Source organism: Endozoicomonas arenosclerae (assembly GCF_001562015.1).
Lineage (GTDB): Bacteria > Pseudomonadota > Gammaproteobacteria > Pseudomonadales > Endozoicomonadaceae > Endozoicomonas_A > Endozoicomonas_A arenosclerae.
In genome coordinates this window covers 1-14,401 of the sequence record NZ_LASA01000182.1, presented here as the reverse complement: position 1 = coordinate 14,401, position 14,401 = coordinate 1, and the positions used below count along the sequence as shown (strand labels likewise).

Here is a 14,401-nt window from a genome sequence, read left to right as displayed (position 1 = left end):
GTATTGTTTCCATAACGGTCACCTAGATCTAATCTTCATACGGGGGGGGGTGACCACAAGCTGGCGTTAGCTTGCAAAAATTGTCTACCGTAAGGTAGGAGTGCTCCTAATCGTCGCTCATGCTTGTGGGTGGGGATTTCTCAGTCAGTCTGTCCGAAAGGCAGTAAGCAGTCGATGCCCCTCACCCCCGCCTCTAACCTTATACAAATAATTAGAGACAGGTTAAACATACAAGCTTGTCGAAGGATGCTGGTAATGCACTTCGACAGGCTCAGTGCGAACGGTATGGAGTTTAACGTTCAGCTGCAACAGGGTCTGCTTTTTAAGAATCAGGCCAGTTCTTGCTCTGCCCTGTCACGCAGTTCAAACTTCATGACTTTGCCTGAGGCATTAAGTGGCAGGTTTTCAACAAAACGCACGTGACGAGGCACTTTATAATTGGCCATCTCTTCACGGCACCAGTTGATCAGCTCTTTCTCTTCCAGCGCCTGATCCGGATTTTTCACAACCCAGGCCACAGCCACTTCACCCAGACGCTCATCAGTAACACCGACAATGGAAACCTGGGCAATCGCTTTATGATTACTCATCAGGTTTTCAATTTCGGCCGGGTAAACGTTGAAGCCACCGGTAATGATCATATCTTTCATACGATCAGTAATTTTCAGGTAACCCAGCGAATCCATGATGCCGATATCGCCGGTATGCAGCCAGCCATCCGCATCAATGGTTTCTTTAGTCGCCGCATCGTTATTGAAATAGCCCTGCATGACATTGGGACCACGAACAACGACCTCGCCTGGTGTTCCTCTGCGAACTTCAACACCAAATTCGTCAACACAACGAACTTCTACACCCGGCATGGCACGGCCAGAAGTGTTTGCAATTAACTCTGGTGAATCACCTGGACGGCAGATGGTTGCGAAACCACAAACTTCTGTCAGTCCATAAGCCGTAACAATATTGTCGAAGCCCAGAATTTCATCCATTGCCTGAATCATACTGACCGGAATAGCCGCCGCACCTGTCACCGCAACACGCAGAGAGCTAATGTCGTATTGCTCTCTATCCGGGTGGGAAAGAATGGATTGGTACAGTGTGGGAGGCCCCGGTAGAACAGTGATTTTCTCTTCCGCCACTTTCTTCAGGATCGTAGGCACATCAAATACCTGAAGTGGCAGAATGGTTGCGCCTCTCATCAGCGCGGCTAACCAGCCGGCCTTGTAGCCGAAAGAATGGAAGAAAGGGTTTACGATCAGATAGCGATCACCTTCTGTGACGCCAACCACTTCACTCCAGTCAGCCACGACCTGCAGATTCTGGCCATGCTGGGTGATAACCCCTTTTGGTTTGCCTGTGGTACCTGAGGTAAACAGAAGATCGGACATGGAGTCGGCTTTGACCCTGCTCTGGCGAATATTCACTTCAGCTTCGTTAGAGAAATCCGCCATACCCAGGAACTCATCCCAGCTCATGGTCTGATCAGAATTTGAAACAGGTCTGAAGGTGATAATGGTATCCAGCTCAGGTAGGTCTTCATCCTTCAGCATATCCGGATAACTGGAGCCCAGAAACTCATCAATGGTAAAGAGAATCTTGGCACCACTGGCTTTCAGCACATAGCCCGCTTCTGAACCTTTCATACGGGTATTCAGCGGCACCAGGGCGGCACCCACTGTTTGAAGTGCAGTGGCAGCAACAATCCACTCCCAGATGTTGGGAGCCCAGACTGCGATACGATCGCCCTCTTTCACGCCCATACCCGCCAGAGCGGCAGCTGCCTGTTTCCGGAGCTGATTCAGTTCCTGATAGGTTAATACCTTTCCTTCGTCTTCTACTGCATTGCGGTCAGCGTACTGCTCTGCCACATAGTCCATCAATGCTGGAATGGTTTGATACGTGGTCACGTCTGACATGATAAAGCCACCTGTTATTATTTTTTTTAATGCCGTTCTGGAGAGACTAGATATATTTTATTGGAGATTATCCAAACCAATCTTAAGCATGGCCACACCAAGCACCATATAAATAGGACCCAGCCATAGAACAACCAAAAGTTTTGAAGTCCAGAACAATTCAGAACGAGCAACTTTCGTCATAGCTACCCATAACGAGAGTGTGATATATATAAGTGCACTCATACACAGAGCGACAGTTAAACAGAAAATAAGTTCTGAATTTTCTTTACCCTGAGCAAAGCCTTTCCACAACAACCCTGCTGCTATCAGCATTGCAACAGAGTTCACCAACCTTTGAATCGCTTTATCTACAATCTCTAAACCAATATCCATATTTCTTATTTCAATAAACGATTCTGATAAAGATCCTCAACAGGAAAAATCATCGTATAATCATCCCAGTTCAGATTTCCATCAACAATCTCATAGCTCAAAAAACCAGACTCTGATTTATATCAGTCATAGTCAGGATGCCCGGAGCTAAAAATAAATGGGGCAAAATCGACTATCTGCACATATCCATCAGAAAACTCAATTTCCAGAATATGAGACTTAATATGCCTTACCTTTTTAACTGATAGCTCTGACATAGCTCATCCACTTTATCTCTTGCCAAGTCAATGTCTTTCAGAGTTTTATCATAATAAATCTTTTGAAAAGTTCAGAATACCTTCACCATAGGCCTCAAGAGCTTTTTCTTTCAATGGTTCAAGTAAAAGCCTCAGTTCAATCAAATCATTACCTGTATCTGCAACTATATCTTCATCATCTGACTGCTCACAAAATGCAGCCATAGCCTTTTCCTTGTCCGTTAAGGCTTCCAAAATAATTTTCAACTCTGACTCAGCTAAATCCAAAGCAAATCGCTTCATACTACTTTTCCATCTTTTTTGTACACTCTGGTTGCTTTCATCGCCATTTCTTCAAGCAAACCAACATACTTTCCCAAAGGCATGTTACAGGTCGGAGCAATACAGTAATGGTGAGGCTTATCCTGAACCATTTTCAAACCGACCGGAGGGGTACAACCAGAAGGGAAACGCCAAACCCACCCACTCATTGGCGACTTACTTATACCTTCTGCATCGAACACACTGATACCTTTGCCATTTGCAATTATGACCTTTATGCCATTCACAACGGTAACATCTACATCTCTGCTTCTTACATTACTCAGTTTTGGAGATGAAGAGTTACCCAACCTAAACAACTCTTCTGGCAATATATAGAATTCCTTTGGATACATAAATTACTTCCCTATAACTTGTTACGATTTTTTGCACTTAAAGCACAACCCAGCCAAATTCACTAGAAGAGTCTAGGCCTTTTTCTTGATCAATCCGGGAATTTAACCGTAATGTTGCCACTGATCGGGCGGCACTGGCAGGCCAGAGTCCAGCCTTCTTCCAGCTCTTCGTCCGTCAGCACTTCATTGATTCCCAGCTGAGATTCTCCACCTTCTATCTCACACATGCAGGCCCCGCACATACCCTCTTCGCAGGAGAAAGGCGCATCAATGCCTGCTTTCAACATAGACTTGAGAACTGTGTCGCCTTTTTCATAATCAACCGTGTGCTCTTCGCCATCCAGCTCAACCTTGAAAGCAGTCACGGTTGAATCACCTGCAGCTGCTATAGCTTCAGCCTCAAGAGCTGCAGCTTCATCCGGATCAGCAGGAGAGACAAAACGCTCCACATGAATACGAGACTTGTCTTCACCCTCGGCCAGCAGGGTGTTTTCCACCGTATCCATGAAAGGGCCAGGTCCACAAATATAGAATTCAGCACCAACGTGGCCAGCAATCACTTCCTTGACCATTTCAGGATTCAGGAAGCCGTGAACAGAGTCATAAACATAAACAATCTCAAGACGGTCACCATGAGCCTGTTCAATCTTCTTCAGCTCTTCCTGGAAGATGACGGAGTTTTCATCACGGTTAGCGTAAACCAGCTTGACTCTGCGTCCTGTAGTTTTCAGCGCAGACTTCAAAATGGAGATCACCGGGGTAATACCGGAACCACCACCAAAAAGAACCACATCGTTCTGAGCATCATTCAGGTAGAAAAGACCGGCAGGAGGCATCACTTCGATGCTGTCCCCAACCTTGACCTCATCATTGATCCAGTTGGAAATACGACCACCGTCAACACGCTTGATGGTGACCTTGTGCTCAACTTCCACGTGAGGAGAACTGGCCAGCGAATAGCACCGCACCAGCTGCTTGCCATCGTAAGGGACTTTCAGGGTCAGAAACTGGCCTGGCAAATACTCGAAAGCTTCCTTCTGATCCTGTGGAATTTTGAAGACCACGGACTTGCTGTCATGGGTCTCTTCAATGACTTCAGCCACTTCCAGATTGTGATAACGTGTTTTGCTCAGGCTGGTTTCTGTTGTCATGGTTACTTCTCTCTTTTTATTCTTTTTACGCTAATGCCACTCAGTGAAGATGGAGGCGACCTCAACCACCACTGATGCTTTGGGCATTGTCTATCTTCAGTTCCGCTCCGTTAATAAAACGGGATTCATCGGACGCCAGGAAAAGCACCAGGTTGGCAATTTCCCTGGGATGGCAGATTCGGTTATTGGGATCGTTCATCACCTCTTCCGACAGGGCACCGCCGGTATACTTCTGGGTCATGGGTGTATCCACACCATCAGGATGCACTGAGTTGCAGCGAATACCGTACCCTTTCTCCTTACAATGCAAGGCAACTGAGCGAGTGACTGCCGAAACAGCGCCCTTGGAGGCTGAATAAGCACAGGTAAAGCTCTGTCCCGAAATAGCGGCAATAGACGACATATTGATTATTGAGCCACCACCATTGGCCTTCATGGCTTCTATGGCGTATTTGCAGCCCAGAAAAATGCTGTCGCCATTAACTCGATTGATCTTCTGCCAGAGCGCCAGATCCGTATCTTCAATGGAGGCTAGTTCCAGAATACCGGCGTTGTTCACCAGTACATCCAGACGACCAAACGTGCTCAGTGTTTTATCAATGACGTTTTTCCAGTCAGCCTCACTGGCAACATCGTGACGGATGAAAATGGCCTGCTCGCCGATCTCATCAGCCAGTACCTGACCGGCTTCTTCATTGATATCAGTAATAACGACTTTGGCACCCTGCTCGGCCAGCAGGAGAGCATCTTCACGACCCATGCCGTTAGCAGCACCGGTCACTATGCAAACTTTGTCTTTAACACGGTTCACTGACGGCTTCCTCCTTCACCTGAGGCTCAACACTTTGGGTTGAGGTCATATGTTGCCCGGCACGTCTTCCGGAGAACACACAATCCGCGATGGACAAACCACTGACGTACAAGTTTGAAGCTACACCGATAGAGGCTCGACCCGCAGCGTATAATCCCTTGATGGTATGACCCTGCTCATTCAGAACCAGCCCGGATTCTTCAGAAACTTTCAAACCACCCAATGATATAACCGGGCAAGGCATCAGGTCGCTGTCAATGGAGGCGTCCAGTGCATACCAGGGGCCCTCATCCACAGGTGTCAGGAAGCCTTTTGATTTACCCAGCACATCTTCTTTCTCACCTCTGGCTCCTGCAGAATAATCACTGATGGTTTCAGACAGTTTATCCGCCGGTACTTTGATTTTTTCCGCCAGCTCTTCAATGGTTTTGGCTTTTTTAGCCCCCATAAACATCGTCATAAGAGCAGGCATCATCTGGAACGACCAGACCTTCCAGGGCGCAACATCACTCAGAGACTTTCTGAACAGGGCTTTATTGATAATTACGTAGGCCTTGCCATCCTGGTTCTCACACATTTCATAACCCAGCTTGGCGCCGTATACTTCTTCGTTACAGAAACGCTGACCCTGCTTGTTAACCACAATGCCCTGAGACCACCCTTTGGGCGGGTTAATGAAACGCCAAGCGCTCATTTTCTCCATACGATCAACCACACCGCCTACACTCTGCCCAAGTCGTATGCCACTGCCGTTACAACCCGTGGCACCCAACTGCAGACCTTTGCTGTAGATGGGGGCGTATTGATCAACCATCGCTTTGTTGAACACAAAACCACCGGTAGACAGAACAACGCCTTTACGAGCCCTGATAAAGCGGGTCTCACCGAATTCATGTTCAATTTTTTCGGCCTGGGCACGAAGACTGAATGCTTTCTTACGGGCGTAAAGATGAATTTTGGTGGCGAAGTTAGACAGTTTCTTATGCTTTTTGGCCGCTTCAGAACCTTCTGGCAGATGACGGATTTCAACACCCAGCACTTCACCCGACTCATCCATGACCAGACCCACAACTTCACTCTGCCCCTGAACTTTTACCCCTTTATCCAGAGCACTCTGCTGCAGAGCGGAAAAGAAGTTGTTACCTGACATACCCACGCCAGCGGTTCTGTGCCCTCTGGGCGCAGGTCTGGCCTTTTCAGCGTAACTGCCTACGCCTTCGTTGCCGGAATAATAGAGAAAGAATTTTTTACCGGGATAGGAGGTTTTTTCCGGAGGGACATTACCTGCAAACTGGACTTTGTTATCTGCCAGCCACTGCAGGTTATCAATACTCTGATCACAGAAGCGCTTCAAAGTCTCATCCGAGACAGCGTCACTCACTTCCATTTTCAGGTATTTAAACATTTCTTCAGGCGTATCATCAAAGCCTGCGGCTTTCTGATACTGACTGCCACCACCGGCATAAACGACGCCGCCACTCAATGTGGTAGCCCCACCCCCAAAGAATCGATCCAGAGCCAGAACATCGGCACCATTCTCTGCGGCCTGAAGCGCAGCGCTGACACCTGCCCCACCAAAGCCGACAATGATAACATCATGCTCCTGATGCCACTGAATCTCATCAGGACCCGTCACTTTAACCGGCTTGGGTATATCGTTACTTTGATCGGAACGGTGCGCTCTGTTCATGAAGGCCCTCTGGTGCTCTATTTTTGTTATTTGCTCAGGCTCGTCTTATAAAACTGTCTCTGAATGAATCAGCCCTTTGATTCAATCAGGCTTCTTCAGCTTCAGCAGTGGTTGTGTAGCGTCCATCTACATAAATAAGCGGGTTGATCTCCTCGCTGTTTTTCACTTCCTTTACTTTGCCGATAAAGATGGTATGAGAACCGTACTCATAACGACCATCCTGTTCCAGCATCACAATAGACTGGGCGTCTGCCAGATAGGGTAAGCCACTGTCTACTTCTTTCCAGTTACCCACCGTAAAACGCTCTTCACCCTTGAGCTTGCCACCACAGGCGGATGAAACTTCAGCCTGCTCCTGACTGAGAACATTGATACAGAAGTCCACGCCCTCATCCAGAACTTCATGCATGGCGGTCGACTTGTTCACACAAACCAGCAGTGAAGGCGGATCCATGGAAAGAGAAGTGACAGACGTTGCAGCCATAGCATGACGGTCGCTGCCATTGGTCGTAGAGACGACGGAAACAGAACTGGCAAGCCGTCTCATGGACTGCATCATCTGGTTTTTAAGGGTATCTGACTGACTCATCTACGGCTTCCTTGGTCTGCTTTTTTATATCCAGAAGCCATTTTCAGTCACCTCTCGATACTGAAAGGTAACGAAAAATAGCTCCAACTGAATGGCATTGTCATCTTCGCCCTGCGTGCCAGCATCGTCCATCAAGACTAAAGCCACAGCCCGACAACGGACGGGACGAAACCCAGTACTGGCAATACCTTCAGAGCAATTTCCCGGCACTTTTTATTAAGTCATACAACTTATCTCACCTTCTTATACGCCCCTACCCTAAACACATGGGCAACATGGTCCATTTAGAGGATGTGACTGGTCATAGGGCTTGTTTCAATTTATCCATCGGGGAACCCGGAGGTTGTTGGGAACATCGCACTTTATTCTCAGCACCCCAACGCAAATCTGCCTTACAGCTCATCCGTTTGTATGTAACCGGCTGTGGGCATGCACTGGAGACAATAATAATGATCGATAAAGAACAGATCAGAAAGCAGCTGTTTGAGCGTGCCGAGGAACTGGTGCCGGTTCTGAAAGAAAGGGCAACTGAAGCTGAAAAGCTGGGTGTCCTGCCAGAAGATACCATCAAGGACTTTCAGGAAGCGGGTTTCTTCAGAATTCTCCAACCTTCCAAGTGGGAAGGTTATGAACTGACGCCTTTCGACTTCTTCGAAGTACAAACCAAGCTGGCTGAAGGCTGCATGTCCTCTGCCTGGGTACTGGGTGTTGTAGCTATCCATAACTGGCAGCTGGCCCTGTTTGATGATCGCGCTGCCCAGGATGTCTGGGGAGAAGACACCAGCGTTCTTATCTCCTCTTCCTATATGCCAGTAGGTAAAGTGGAGCACGTTGAAGGCGGTTATAAACTGAGTGGCCGCTGGGGTTTCTCTTCTGGTTCCAAGCACTGTGAGTGGGCTTTCCTGGGTGCCATGGTACCGCCCAAGAATCCTGGTGAAGCGCCTGACTACAGAACCTTCCTGGTGCCTCGTGCTGATTATGAAATCATTGATAACTGGAATGTTATGGGCCTGCAGGGTACAGGTTCTAACGACGTTGTGGTTAAAGATGCTTTCGTTCCTGAGTATCGTACTCACCGCTCTCTGGATGGCTTCATGCAGAACAGCCCGGGCAACGAAGTAAACACAGCGCCTCTGTTCAAACTGCCTTTCGGTCAGATCTTCGTTCGCTCTGTATCCTCTGCTGCCATTGGTGCACTGAAAGGTGCTGTAGACGATTACATTGCTTTCAACCGCAACCGTATTGCTCTGCATGACGCCAAAAATGTTGCAGAAGACCCTGTTGCACAGCAGGCTGCTGCGGATGCCCTGAGGGTTTACCACGAACTTAAAGCTGTCATGTATCGTAACTTCGATATCATGACCGAGCGTGCAGAAAATGGTGAAGAGCTGACTATCGAAGAACGTGTTCAGTGGCGTTATGACTCTGCCATGGTGGCATCACGTTGTGCTGATGCAGTGACCAAACTGTACCTGAGCTGTGGTTCTGCTGCGATTCGTCAGGATCATCAGGTCAACCGTGCCTTCCGTGACATTCAGACAGGTCGCACTCACGTAGCCAACCAGCCTGAGAAGTACGCCAGAAACTATGGCGGTGTAACCTTTGGCCGCGAAACCACGGACTTCTTCCTGTAATAGACTATTACGGATCATAAAAACCGGCTTGTTGGCCGGTTTTTTTATTCTTTAACCACTCTGAAGTGATAAACCCTGTCAGCTGCAGTCACCAGAGCAGAGCGCCCATCCGGCCCACCAAAGGCAATATTGGTCAGCTGTTTGGCATCCGGAAAATCCATCCGGTAAAGAGGCACACCTTCCGGATCGAATACCCCTAATGCTTTAGGGCCTGTGACCCAGAGATTACCTTCCAGATCTACTGCCAAACCATCAACTCTTGGTTTTTGATTAACCTGTGGCGGCACTTTGGCAAAAAAGCGCTTTGGACCGGGTCGGCCATCCTCTCCCAAAACAAACTGATAGACGACACCAATACTACTGTCAGACACATACAGACGCTTCCAGTCCCTGGAAAAGGCTATGCCATTGGGTTTGGTCAGATCACCAATTTCCAGCTCCAGACGACCGGTCTTATTATCAAAACGGTAGACACCACGAACAGGCTGCTCTTGCGCTGCTTTTTCGGGTCCGCTGCCGGTAATGCCGTAGACAGGATCGGTAAACCAGATATTTCCATACTGATCCAGGGCCAGATCGTTCGGGCTGTTTAACTTACCCTTGTCATAGTGAGTTGCCAGATTGATCAGCTTTCCTTTTTCAGTAATCCCCATCGTCCGATTGTGACGGGCACTGATAATCTGGCCACCTGCATTGATGACATTGCCATTAGCATAACCACTCGGAGAGATCGTCCCGATTTTCACACCATTGTCTGTGTACTTATAAATAGTATTGGCCGGTATATCGCTGAAGATCCAGTAACCATCAGGGTTCCAGGCTGGCCCTTCTGTAAACTGAAAGCCAACTGCCAGAACTTCCAAATCAGCTACTTTGAAATCAGGTATTCCAAGAGGACTGGTTTCAGCCCTTACGACAATCAGTAACAGGAGAAGCGGCCAGCACCTCATTCATTCCACCTCAAAGATCCGGCCATTCTGAATACCCATTATGGACTTCTTATAAGCCTGCGCGACGGTGCTGGCAGGGACAGGAATAAAACCGGGAAAGAAATCTCCGTAGGAAGCTGAGGACTCTTCCAACACCGTTGGGCTGACACAGTTGATCCGAATCCCCCTCGGCATTTCAAAAGCCGCTGCCTTGACGAAATGATTCACTGCACCATTAATGGTGCAGGCGCTAACCCCTTTGGCAATGGGCTCGCGGGCAATAATTCCACTAGTCAGGGTGATTGAGCCATTATCATTGAGTGCATCCATTGCATAGCGCACCAGATTAATCTGCCCCATCAATTTACTATCGATGCCCTTCTGCCATTCAGCAGAGGTCATTTCCTTTAGACTATTAAATGAAATATTGCCTGCAGTGACCGCCAGAGCATCAAATCGACCCAGCGTTTTCATCAGCTCCCGGATAGAATCTTCAGATGTCATATCCACCTGATAATCCCCCCTGCTATTACCCACAGCAATCACTTCGTGATCATTCTGAAGGGCATAAACCAAAGATGAACCTATGGTTCCGGTGGCTCCGACAACAACAATTTTCATGACTGGCACTCCGGAGAAAACAGAAAACACTCCAGAGTGTAATGCAGGATTTCGAATCTGGCTTAATCAGCAACAGACTGGTAGTAATAAACACCGCTTTCAAGAGTGCGTTTCATTCTGCCCTGATTGATCAGGTAGTTAAGGTGAGCGATACACTCTCCCATCCCCATCATCATTTCAGCCCCTTTCAAGGGTCTTTTAAACAAAGGTTCAATCAATTCAAGTGCTGGAACAGGGTTTTCACACAATACGGTAAGACGATCAAGACTCTCTTCATGATGATTGATCATATCCTGAAGACGAGTATGCAAGCCCAGAAAAGGCTCATTGTGAGCAGGCAGGGTTAGAGTATCTTCGGGCAAACCCTTCAAACGCTCCAGAGTCTCAAGAAACACCTTCAAGGCATCAGCCTCAGGCTCAGTGCTGTTAACAGAAACATTGGGAGTTATTTTAGGCAGAACCTGATCCCCTGAAATCAACAGGTTCAGAGATTCACAATAAAGGCAGGCATGTTCAGGAGAGTGACCAAAACCAACAATAATTCGCCATTCCCGCCCACCGATACTCATCACCTGATCATGCTCAAGACGACGAAAGCTGCCAGGTAACGGCTCCACCATCTTGCTGATGCCGCTGGTTCCTTTTCTCAATTGCTCCAAAGCCTGATCATTCAGACCAGCACGCTCGAAGAAGCGGATATAAGCATCCGAATGACCTGTCGTACTCAAGTAAAGGCGGGTAGCAAGATATTCAGTCCGGGTCATCCAGAGATCAGTCTGCCACTTTTGCGTCAACCAGCCTGCCTGTCCGACATGATCAGGATGAAGATGAGTCACAATCACACCCTTTACAGGCAAACCTTCCAGTTCATTCGCAAAGATGGTTTCCCAATGCTCCCGCGTACTCTCTCCTCTCAGACCCGTATCAACAATAAACCAACCGTCATGATCTTTTACCAGATACAGATTGATGTGATCGAGCTTCATGAAAAGCGGCATTCTCAGCCATTTGACACCGGGCACCACCTCAATGGTCTGACCCGGCTCTGGAGACCCGCTGATCGGGTAGGATAATTCAGTCATAGGCTTTTCACATATTATTGCTTTTAGATCGGTGCAGACTAAAGCCTGATGCCTGACCGCAGACAAAAAAGGCTGGACAGATTTCAACCTGCCAGCCTTTTTTATCGTAGACTTGTGGAGAATTAAGCCAGCTTTTCCAGATACTGTCTACGCACTTCGTGCTTCAGTATTTTCTGCATGGCATTTCTTGGCAAAGACTCACTGGCAATATGCACGTAAGCAGGCACCTTGAACTTAGCCAGATGACGACTGACGTGTTCTTTCAGATCTTCCTCAGAAAGCTCTGAATTCCCCTTCAGCTTGAGTGTCACAGCCAATTCTTCACCCCAACGTTCATGAGGCACACCAAAGACAGCACATTCATCGACATCAGTATGGGCATTGATGACAGCTTCCACTTCTACACAGTAGATGTTTTCACCCCCACGAATCACCATATCTTTTTTCCGGTCGCAAACGTAAACCAGGCCATTTTCACCCAGATAACCTATGTCACCACCATGCAACCAGCCATCAATAATGGTGCCTTCAGTCGCTTCCTTCTTGCCCCAGTAGCCATCAACAAGGGTTGGCCCTTTGATGCAGATTTCTCCCACTTCACCTACTGGCAGCTCTTTACCCTGATCATCGACAACCTTGATATCCGTTACCGGGTAAGGAAGACCAACACTGTCTTTATTCTCCTGGTATGCAGGACCAGTATTCAGAGTGGCAAACATGTTGCTCTCTGTCATTCCGTATCCTGTGCCCAGGAAATTGTCCGGGAATGTATTCAGAATATCTTTGACCAGAGTCTCGGGCTGGGCAGCACCGACACCGGTCATACTGAAAATACTACTTGTGTCGTACTTATCAAATTCAGGATGCTCTAGCAGATCCCAGATCATCTTGGCAGCACCCGAGAGCGTACCAACACCTTCTTTTTCAATCAGCTTGAGAGCATCTTCGGGGTCCCATTTGGCCTGCATTACAACCTTGGTACCGCCTCTCAAAGCGTTAAATATAACGGTGATCAAACCACTGCCGTGGAACAGTGGCAGAGAAAGCATAATAGCCGTAGGTTTACCACGCGCCATAAGCCTTTCAACGGTCTTGGGATGCTGGGAAGCCACCACCATGCCTGCCATAGAGCCACACATGATGGCCTGACCTGCTGCACGATGAGAGGTTAATGCACCTTTTGGACGACCGGTAGTCCCTGAGGTATACATGATGAAAGCAGGATCTTCAGAACTGATCTGAACAGAGGGAGCGGAAGCTCCTGACTCAACAACCTGCTGCCAGGATTGGGTATTCGCGGGCAACTCGCCATCCACTCTGACAGCTACCGCCTTAACACCCAGATCATCCAGCTTGTCTGACAACAACTCCAGACGACGACCGTCAACAAACACCAGAGAAGCACCTGAATCAGAAAGGCCATACTCCAGTTCGTCAGCTTCACCCCAGCTGTTTAACGCCACAGCAATGGCACCTGCTGAAGTCGCTGCAATAAAGGCAATGACCCACTCTGGGCAGTTGCGCATAGCAATGGCTACACGATCACCTTTTTTAACACCCTGCTGAACCAGACTGGCAGACAGTTTCTGGGAAAGCTCAAACACTTCCTTGAAACTATAGGTTTCGTCCTGATAGACCAGAAAAGGCGCATCGCCAAAGGCTGTGCTGGCCTCATAGATTTCCGTCAGAGTGGCAGGTGCGTTTTTAAAGCTTCTGTATTGGATTCCGTTATTTTGAGTGTCTTCCATCTCAAACTGACCGCCAGGTTGGGTCAGCCCACTTACAACTGCTTTTAACGCGGCAATGGATTGGGACATCTTATGGTTATCCTTTGTTATTCTATTTTTGTCGCCGTCGGCGTTCTTTTTCCGCTATAGGCATTTTTTTCTCCAGCTCATTGCCATCTATCATCACTTTCCTGTCAAAATCAGCAATGACAAATCCGGCCATTTTTTACCGTTCAGTTTTTCTCCCACTATCAATAGCCTGGATATTTCCCATAAAAGGGACTGATTTTTCTGCATCAGGACTTGCAACTTTACGCCCTTAGTTTTTATAGTGTCACTATAAAAACAACAAAACAGGACGTCGCCATGTTTAAAAGGTCATTGTTTCTGGTTGGAGCCAGTTTGCTGATTTCAGCCTGCAGTCCAAACCAGCAACCCGAAGCGTTAAAGTCGGCCGAGCTCACTGCTCCAGCCTTTGTCGGCAGTCCGGCAACACCCAAACCTTTTGAAGGCATGCCCGCAGACAATCTGCACATGGCGCCCCACAGCAAAAGCACAATGCACAGTGACGGATACAATTCCGATGTGCACAGCGCCCTTGGTCCCCTTGGGATCAACCCACAAATGACTACCCGAAGTGGTTCCAAACTGCCTGGTGGTATGTGTGCTACCGTCACTTTTAATCAGCAGGGTCAGCTCGTGGCACTTTGTGCCTCTCTCCTAGGAGCCTGTCGGACTTAACCAGCAAAACAGGTAAAATCCTGATTCCAGTACCAGTAACACTCAAAGCACTATGAATAAGTGGAAGTTCAAACCGGTCGACCGAAACACTCCCGACCTTTTCCCTGCCAGCATCCAGGATTATCTTCCAGAAGGTCATATGGCTCGCTTTGTGGTGGATGTTGTTGACCAGCTCGACCTGTCTCCACTGATCAATTCTTATCGAGGCACAGGATCAAAAGG

14 protein-coding genes are annotated in these 14,401 nt (G+C 48.1%); 2 read left to right on the top strand and 12 right to left on the bottom strand.

Annotation, left to right across the window (positions count from 1 at the left end; all coding sequences use genetic code 11):
* Positions 1-329: 329 nt before the first annotated feature.
* From WG89_RS26080 to WG89_RS26040, 8 genes are all read right to left on the bottom strand, one after another.
* Entirely contained in the window at positions 330-1,916 is a 1,587-nt protein-coding gene (locus WG89_RS26080) for a FadD3 family acyl-CoA ligase (RefSeq protein ID WP_062270595.1), read from the bottom strand.
* 57 nt (positions 1,917-1,973) lie between these two features.
* A complete protein-coding gene (locus WG89_RS26075; protein ID WP_062270594.1) occupies positions 1,974-2,291 on the bottom strand; it encodes a hypothetical protein in 318 nt (105 codons plus the stop codon).
* 305 nt (positions 2,292-2,596) lie between these two features.
* Complete coding sequence (locus WG89_RS26065; protein ID WP_062270593.1) at positions 2,597-2,830, bottom strand: hypothetical protein; 234 nt, start codon at positions 2,828-2,830, stop codon at positions 2,597-2,599.
* Complete coding sequence (locus WG89_RS26060; protein ID WP_062270592.1) at positions 2,827-3,204, bottom strand: Tse2 family ADP-ribosyltransferase toxin; 378 nt, start codon at positions 3,202-3,204, stop codon at positions 2,827-2,829. The genes WG89_RS26065 and WG89_RS26060 overlap by 4 nt, the downstream gene beginning before the upstream one ends.
* Before the next feature lie 89 nt (positions 3,205-3,293).
* Positions 3,294-4,355, bottom strand: coding sequence for a ferredoxin--NADP reductase (locus WG89_RS26055; protein ID WP_062270591.1), 1,062 nt, complete (start codon positions 4,353-4,355; stop codon positions 3,294-3,296).
* Positions 4,356-4,416: 61 nt separating this feature from the next.
* Positions 4,417-5,166 carry a glucose 1-dehydrogenase gene (locus WG89_RS26050; RefSeq protein ID WP_062270590.1) on the bottom strand — a complete coding sequence of 250 codons (750 nt, stop codon included), beginning with the start codon at positions 5,164-5,166 and terminating at the stop codon, positions 4,417-4,419.
* Positions 5,153-6,856 carry an FAD-binding protein gene (locus WG89_RS26045; RefSeq protein WP_062270589.1) on the bottom strand — a complete coding sequence of 568 codons (1,704 nt, stop codon included), beginning with the start codon at positions 6,854-6,856 and terminating at the stop codon, positions 5,153-5,155. Before WG89_RS26045 ends, WG89_RS26050 begins: the two co-directional genes overlap by 14 nt.
* An 85-nt stretch (positions 6,857-6,941) precedes the next feature.
* Positions 6,942-7,445: a flavin reductase family protein gene (locus WG89_RS26040; protein ID WP_062270588.1), complete on the bottom strand. Its 504-nt coding sequence runs from the start codon at positions 7,443-7,445 to the stop codon at positions 6,942-6,944.
* A gap of 449 nt (positions 7,446-7,894) precedes the next feature.
* Here WG89_RS26040 and WG89_RS26030 point away from each other — a divergent pair, with 449 nt between their 5' ends.
* Complete coding sequence (locus tag WG89_RS26030; RefSeq protein ID WP_062270586.1) at positions 7,895-9,079, top strand: flavin-dependent monooxygenase; 1,185 nt, start codon at positions 7,895-7,897, stop codon at positions 9,077-9,079.
* Between the two features lie 44 nt (positions 9,080-9,123).
* Here the strand turns inward: WG89_RS26030 and WG89_RS26025 are convergent, their stop codons facing one another.
* The 4 genes from WG89_RS26025 to WG89_RS26010 all read right to left on the bottom strand — a co-directional run bounded on the left by WG89_RS26025 (position 9,124) and on the right by WG89_RS26010 (position 13,528).
* Positions 9,124-10,029 (bottom strand): SMP-30/gluconolactonase/LRE family protein, encoded by a 906-nt coding sequence (locus WG89_RS26025; protein ID WP_062270585.1) that lies wholly within the window; start codon positions 10,027-10,029, stop codon positions 9,124-9,126.
* Positions 10,030-10,629 carry a short chain dehydrogenase gene (locus tag WG89_RS26020; RefSeq protein WP_062270584.1) on the bottom strand — a complete coding sequence of 200 codons (600 nt, stop codon included), beginning with the start codon at positions 10,627-10,629 and terminating at the stop codon, positions 10,030-10,032.
* A gap of 62 nt (positions 10,630-10,691) precedes the next feature.
* The gene (locus tag WG89_RS26015; RefSeq protein ID WP_153301836.1) at positions 10,692-11,711 is read right to left on the bottom strand and encodes an MBL fold metallo-hydrolase; all 1,020 of its coding nucleotides are present in this window, start codon (positions 11,709-11,711) and stop codon (positions 10,692-10,694) included.
* A 122-nt stretch (positions 11,712-11,833) separates the two neighbouring features.
* Complete coding sequence (locus WG89_RS26010) at positions 11,834-13,528, bottom strand: class I adenylate-forming enzyme family protein (protein WP_062270582.1); 1,695 nt, start codon at positions 13,526-13,528, stop codon at positions 11,834-11,836.
* 276 nt (positions 13,529-13,804) lie between these two features.
* Between WG89_RS26010 and WG89_RS26005 the strand changes: the two genes are divergently transcribed.
* Positions 13,805-14,179, top strand: a complete 375-nt coding sequence (locus WG89_RS26005) for a hypothetical protein (protein ID WP_062270581.1) — start codon at positions 13,805-13,807, stop codon at positions 14,177-14,179.
* Positions 14,180-14,401: the final 222 nt, after the last annotated feature.

What these genes read in the sequence shown, in the direction of transcription:
- WG89_RS26080 (WP_062270595.1), bottom strand. Translation starts at nt 1,916, where the DNA reads ATGTCAGACGTGACCACGTATCAAACCATTCCAGCATTGATGGACTAT.
- WG89_RS26075 (WP_062270594.1), bottom strand. Translation starts at nt 2,291, where the DNA reads ATGGATATTGGTTTAGAGATTGTAGATAAAGCGATTCAAAGGTTGGTG.
- WG89_RS26065 (WP_062270593.1), bottom strand. Translation starts at nt 2,830, where the DNA reads ATGAAGCGATTTGCTTTGGATTTAGCTGAGTCAGAGTTGAAAATTATT.
- WG89_RS26060 (WP_062270592.1), bottom strand. Translation starts at nt 3,204, where the DNA reads ATGTATCCAAAGGAATTCTATATATTGCCAGAAGAGTTGTTTAGGTTG.
- WG89_RS26055 (WP_062270591.1), bottom strand. Translation starts at nt 4,355, where the DNA reads ATGACAACAGAAACCAGCCTGAGCAAAACACGTTATCACAATCTGGAA.
- WG89_RS26045 (WP_062270589.1), bottom strand. Translation starts at nt 6,856, where the DNA reads ATGAACAGAGCGCACCGTTCCGATCAAAGTAACGATATACCCAAGCCG.
- WG89_RS26040 (WP_062270588.1), bottom strand. Translation starts at nt 7,445, where the DNA reads ATGAGTCAGTCAGATACCCTTAAAAACCAGATGATGCAGTCCATGAGA.
- WG89_RS26030 (WP_062270586.1), top strand. Translation starts at nt 7,895, where the DNA reads ATGATCGATAAAGAACAGATCAGAAAGCAGCTGTTTGAGCGTGCCGAG.
- WG89_RS26025 (WP_062270585.1), bottom strand. Translation starts at nt 10,029, where the DNA reads ATGAGGTGCTGGCCGCTTCTCCTGTTACTGATTGTCGTAAGGGCTGAA.
- WG89_RS26020 (WP_062270584.1), bottom strand. Translation starts at nt 10,629, where the DNA reads ATGAAAATTGTTGTTGTCGGAGCCACCGGAACCATAGGTTCATCTTTG.
- WG89_RS26015 (WP_153301836.1), bottom strand. Translation starts at nt 11,711, where the DNA reads ATGACTGAATTATCCTACCCGATCAGCGGGTCTCCAGAGCCGGGTCAG.
- WG89_RS26010 (WP_062270582.1), bottom strand. Translation starts at nt 13,528, where the DNA reads ATGTCCCAATCCATTGCCGCGTTAAAAGCAGTTGTAAGTGGGCTGACC.
- WG89_RS26005 (WP_062270581.1), top strand. Translation starts at nt 13,805, where the DNA reads ATGTTTAAAAGGTCATTGTTTCTGGTTGGAGCCAGTTTGCTGATTTCA.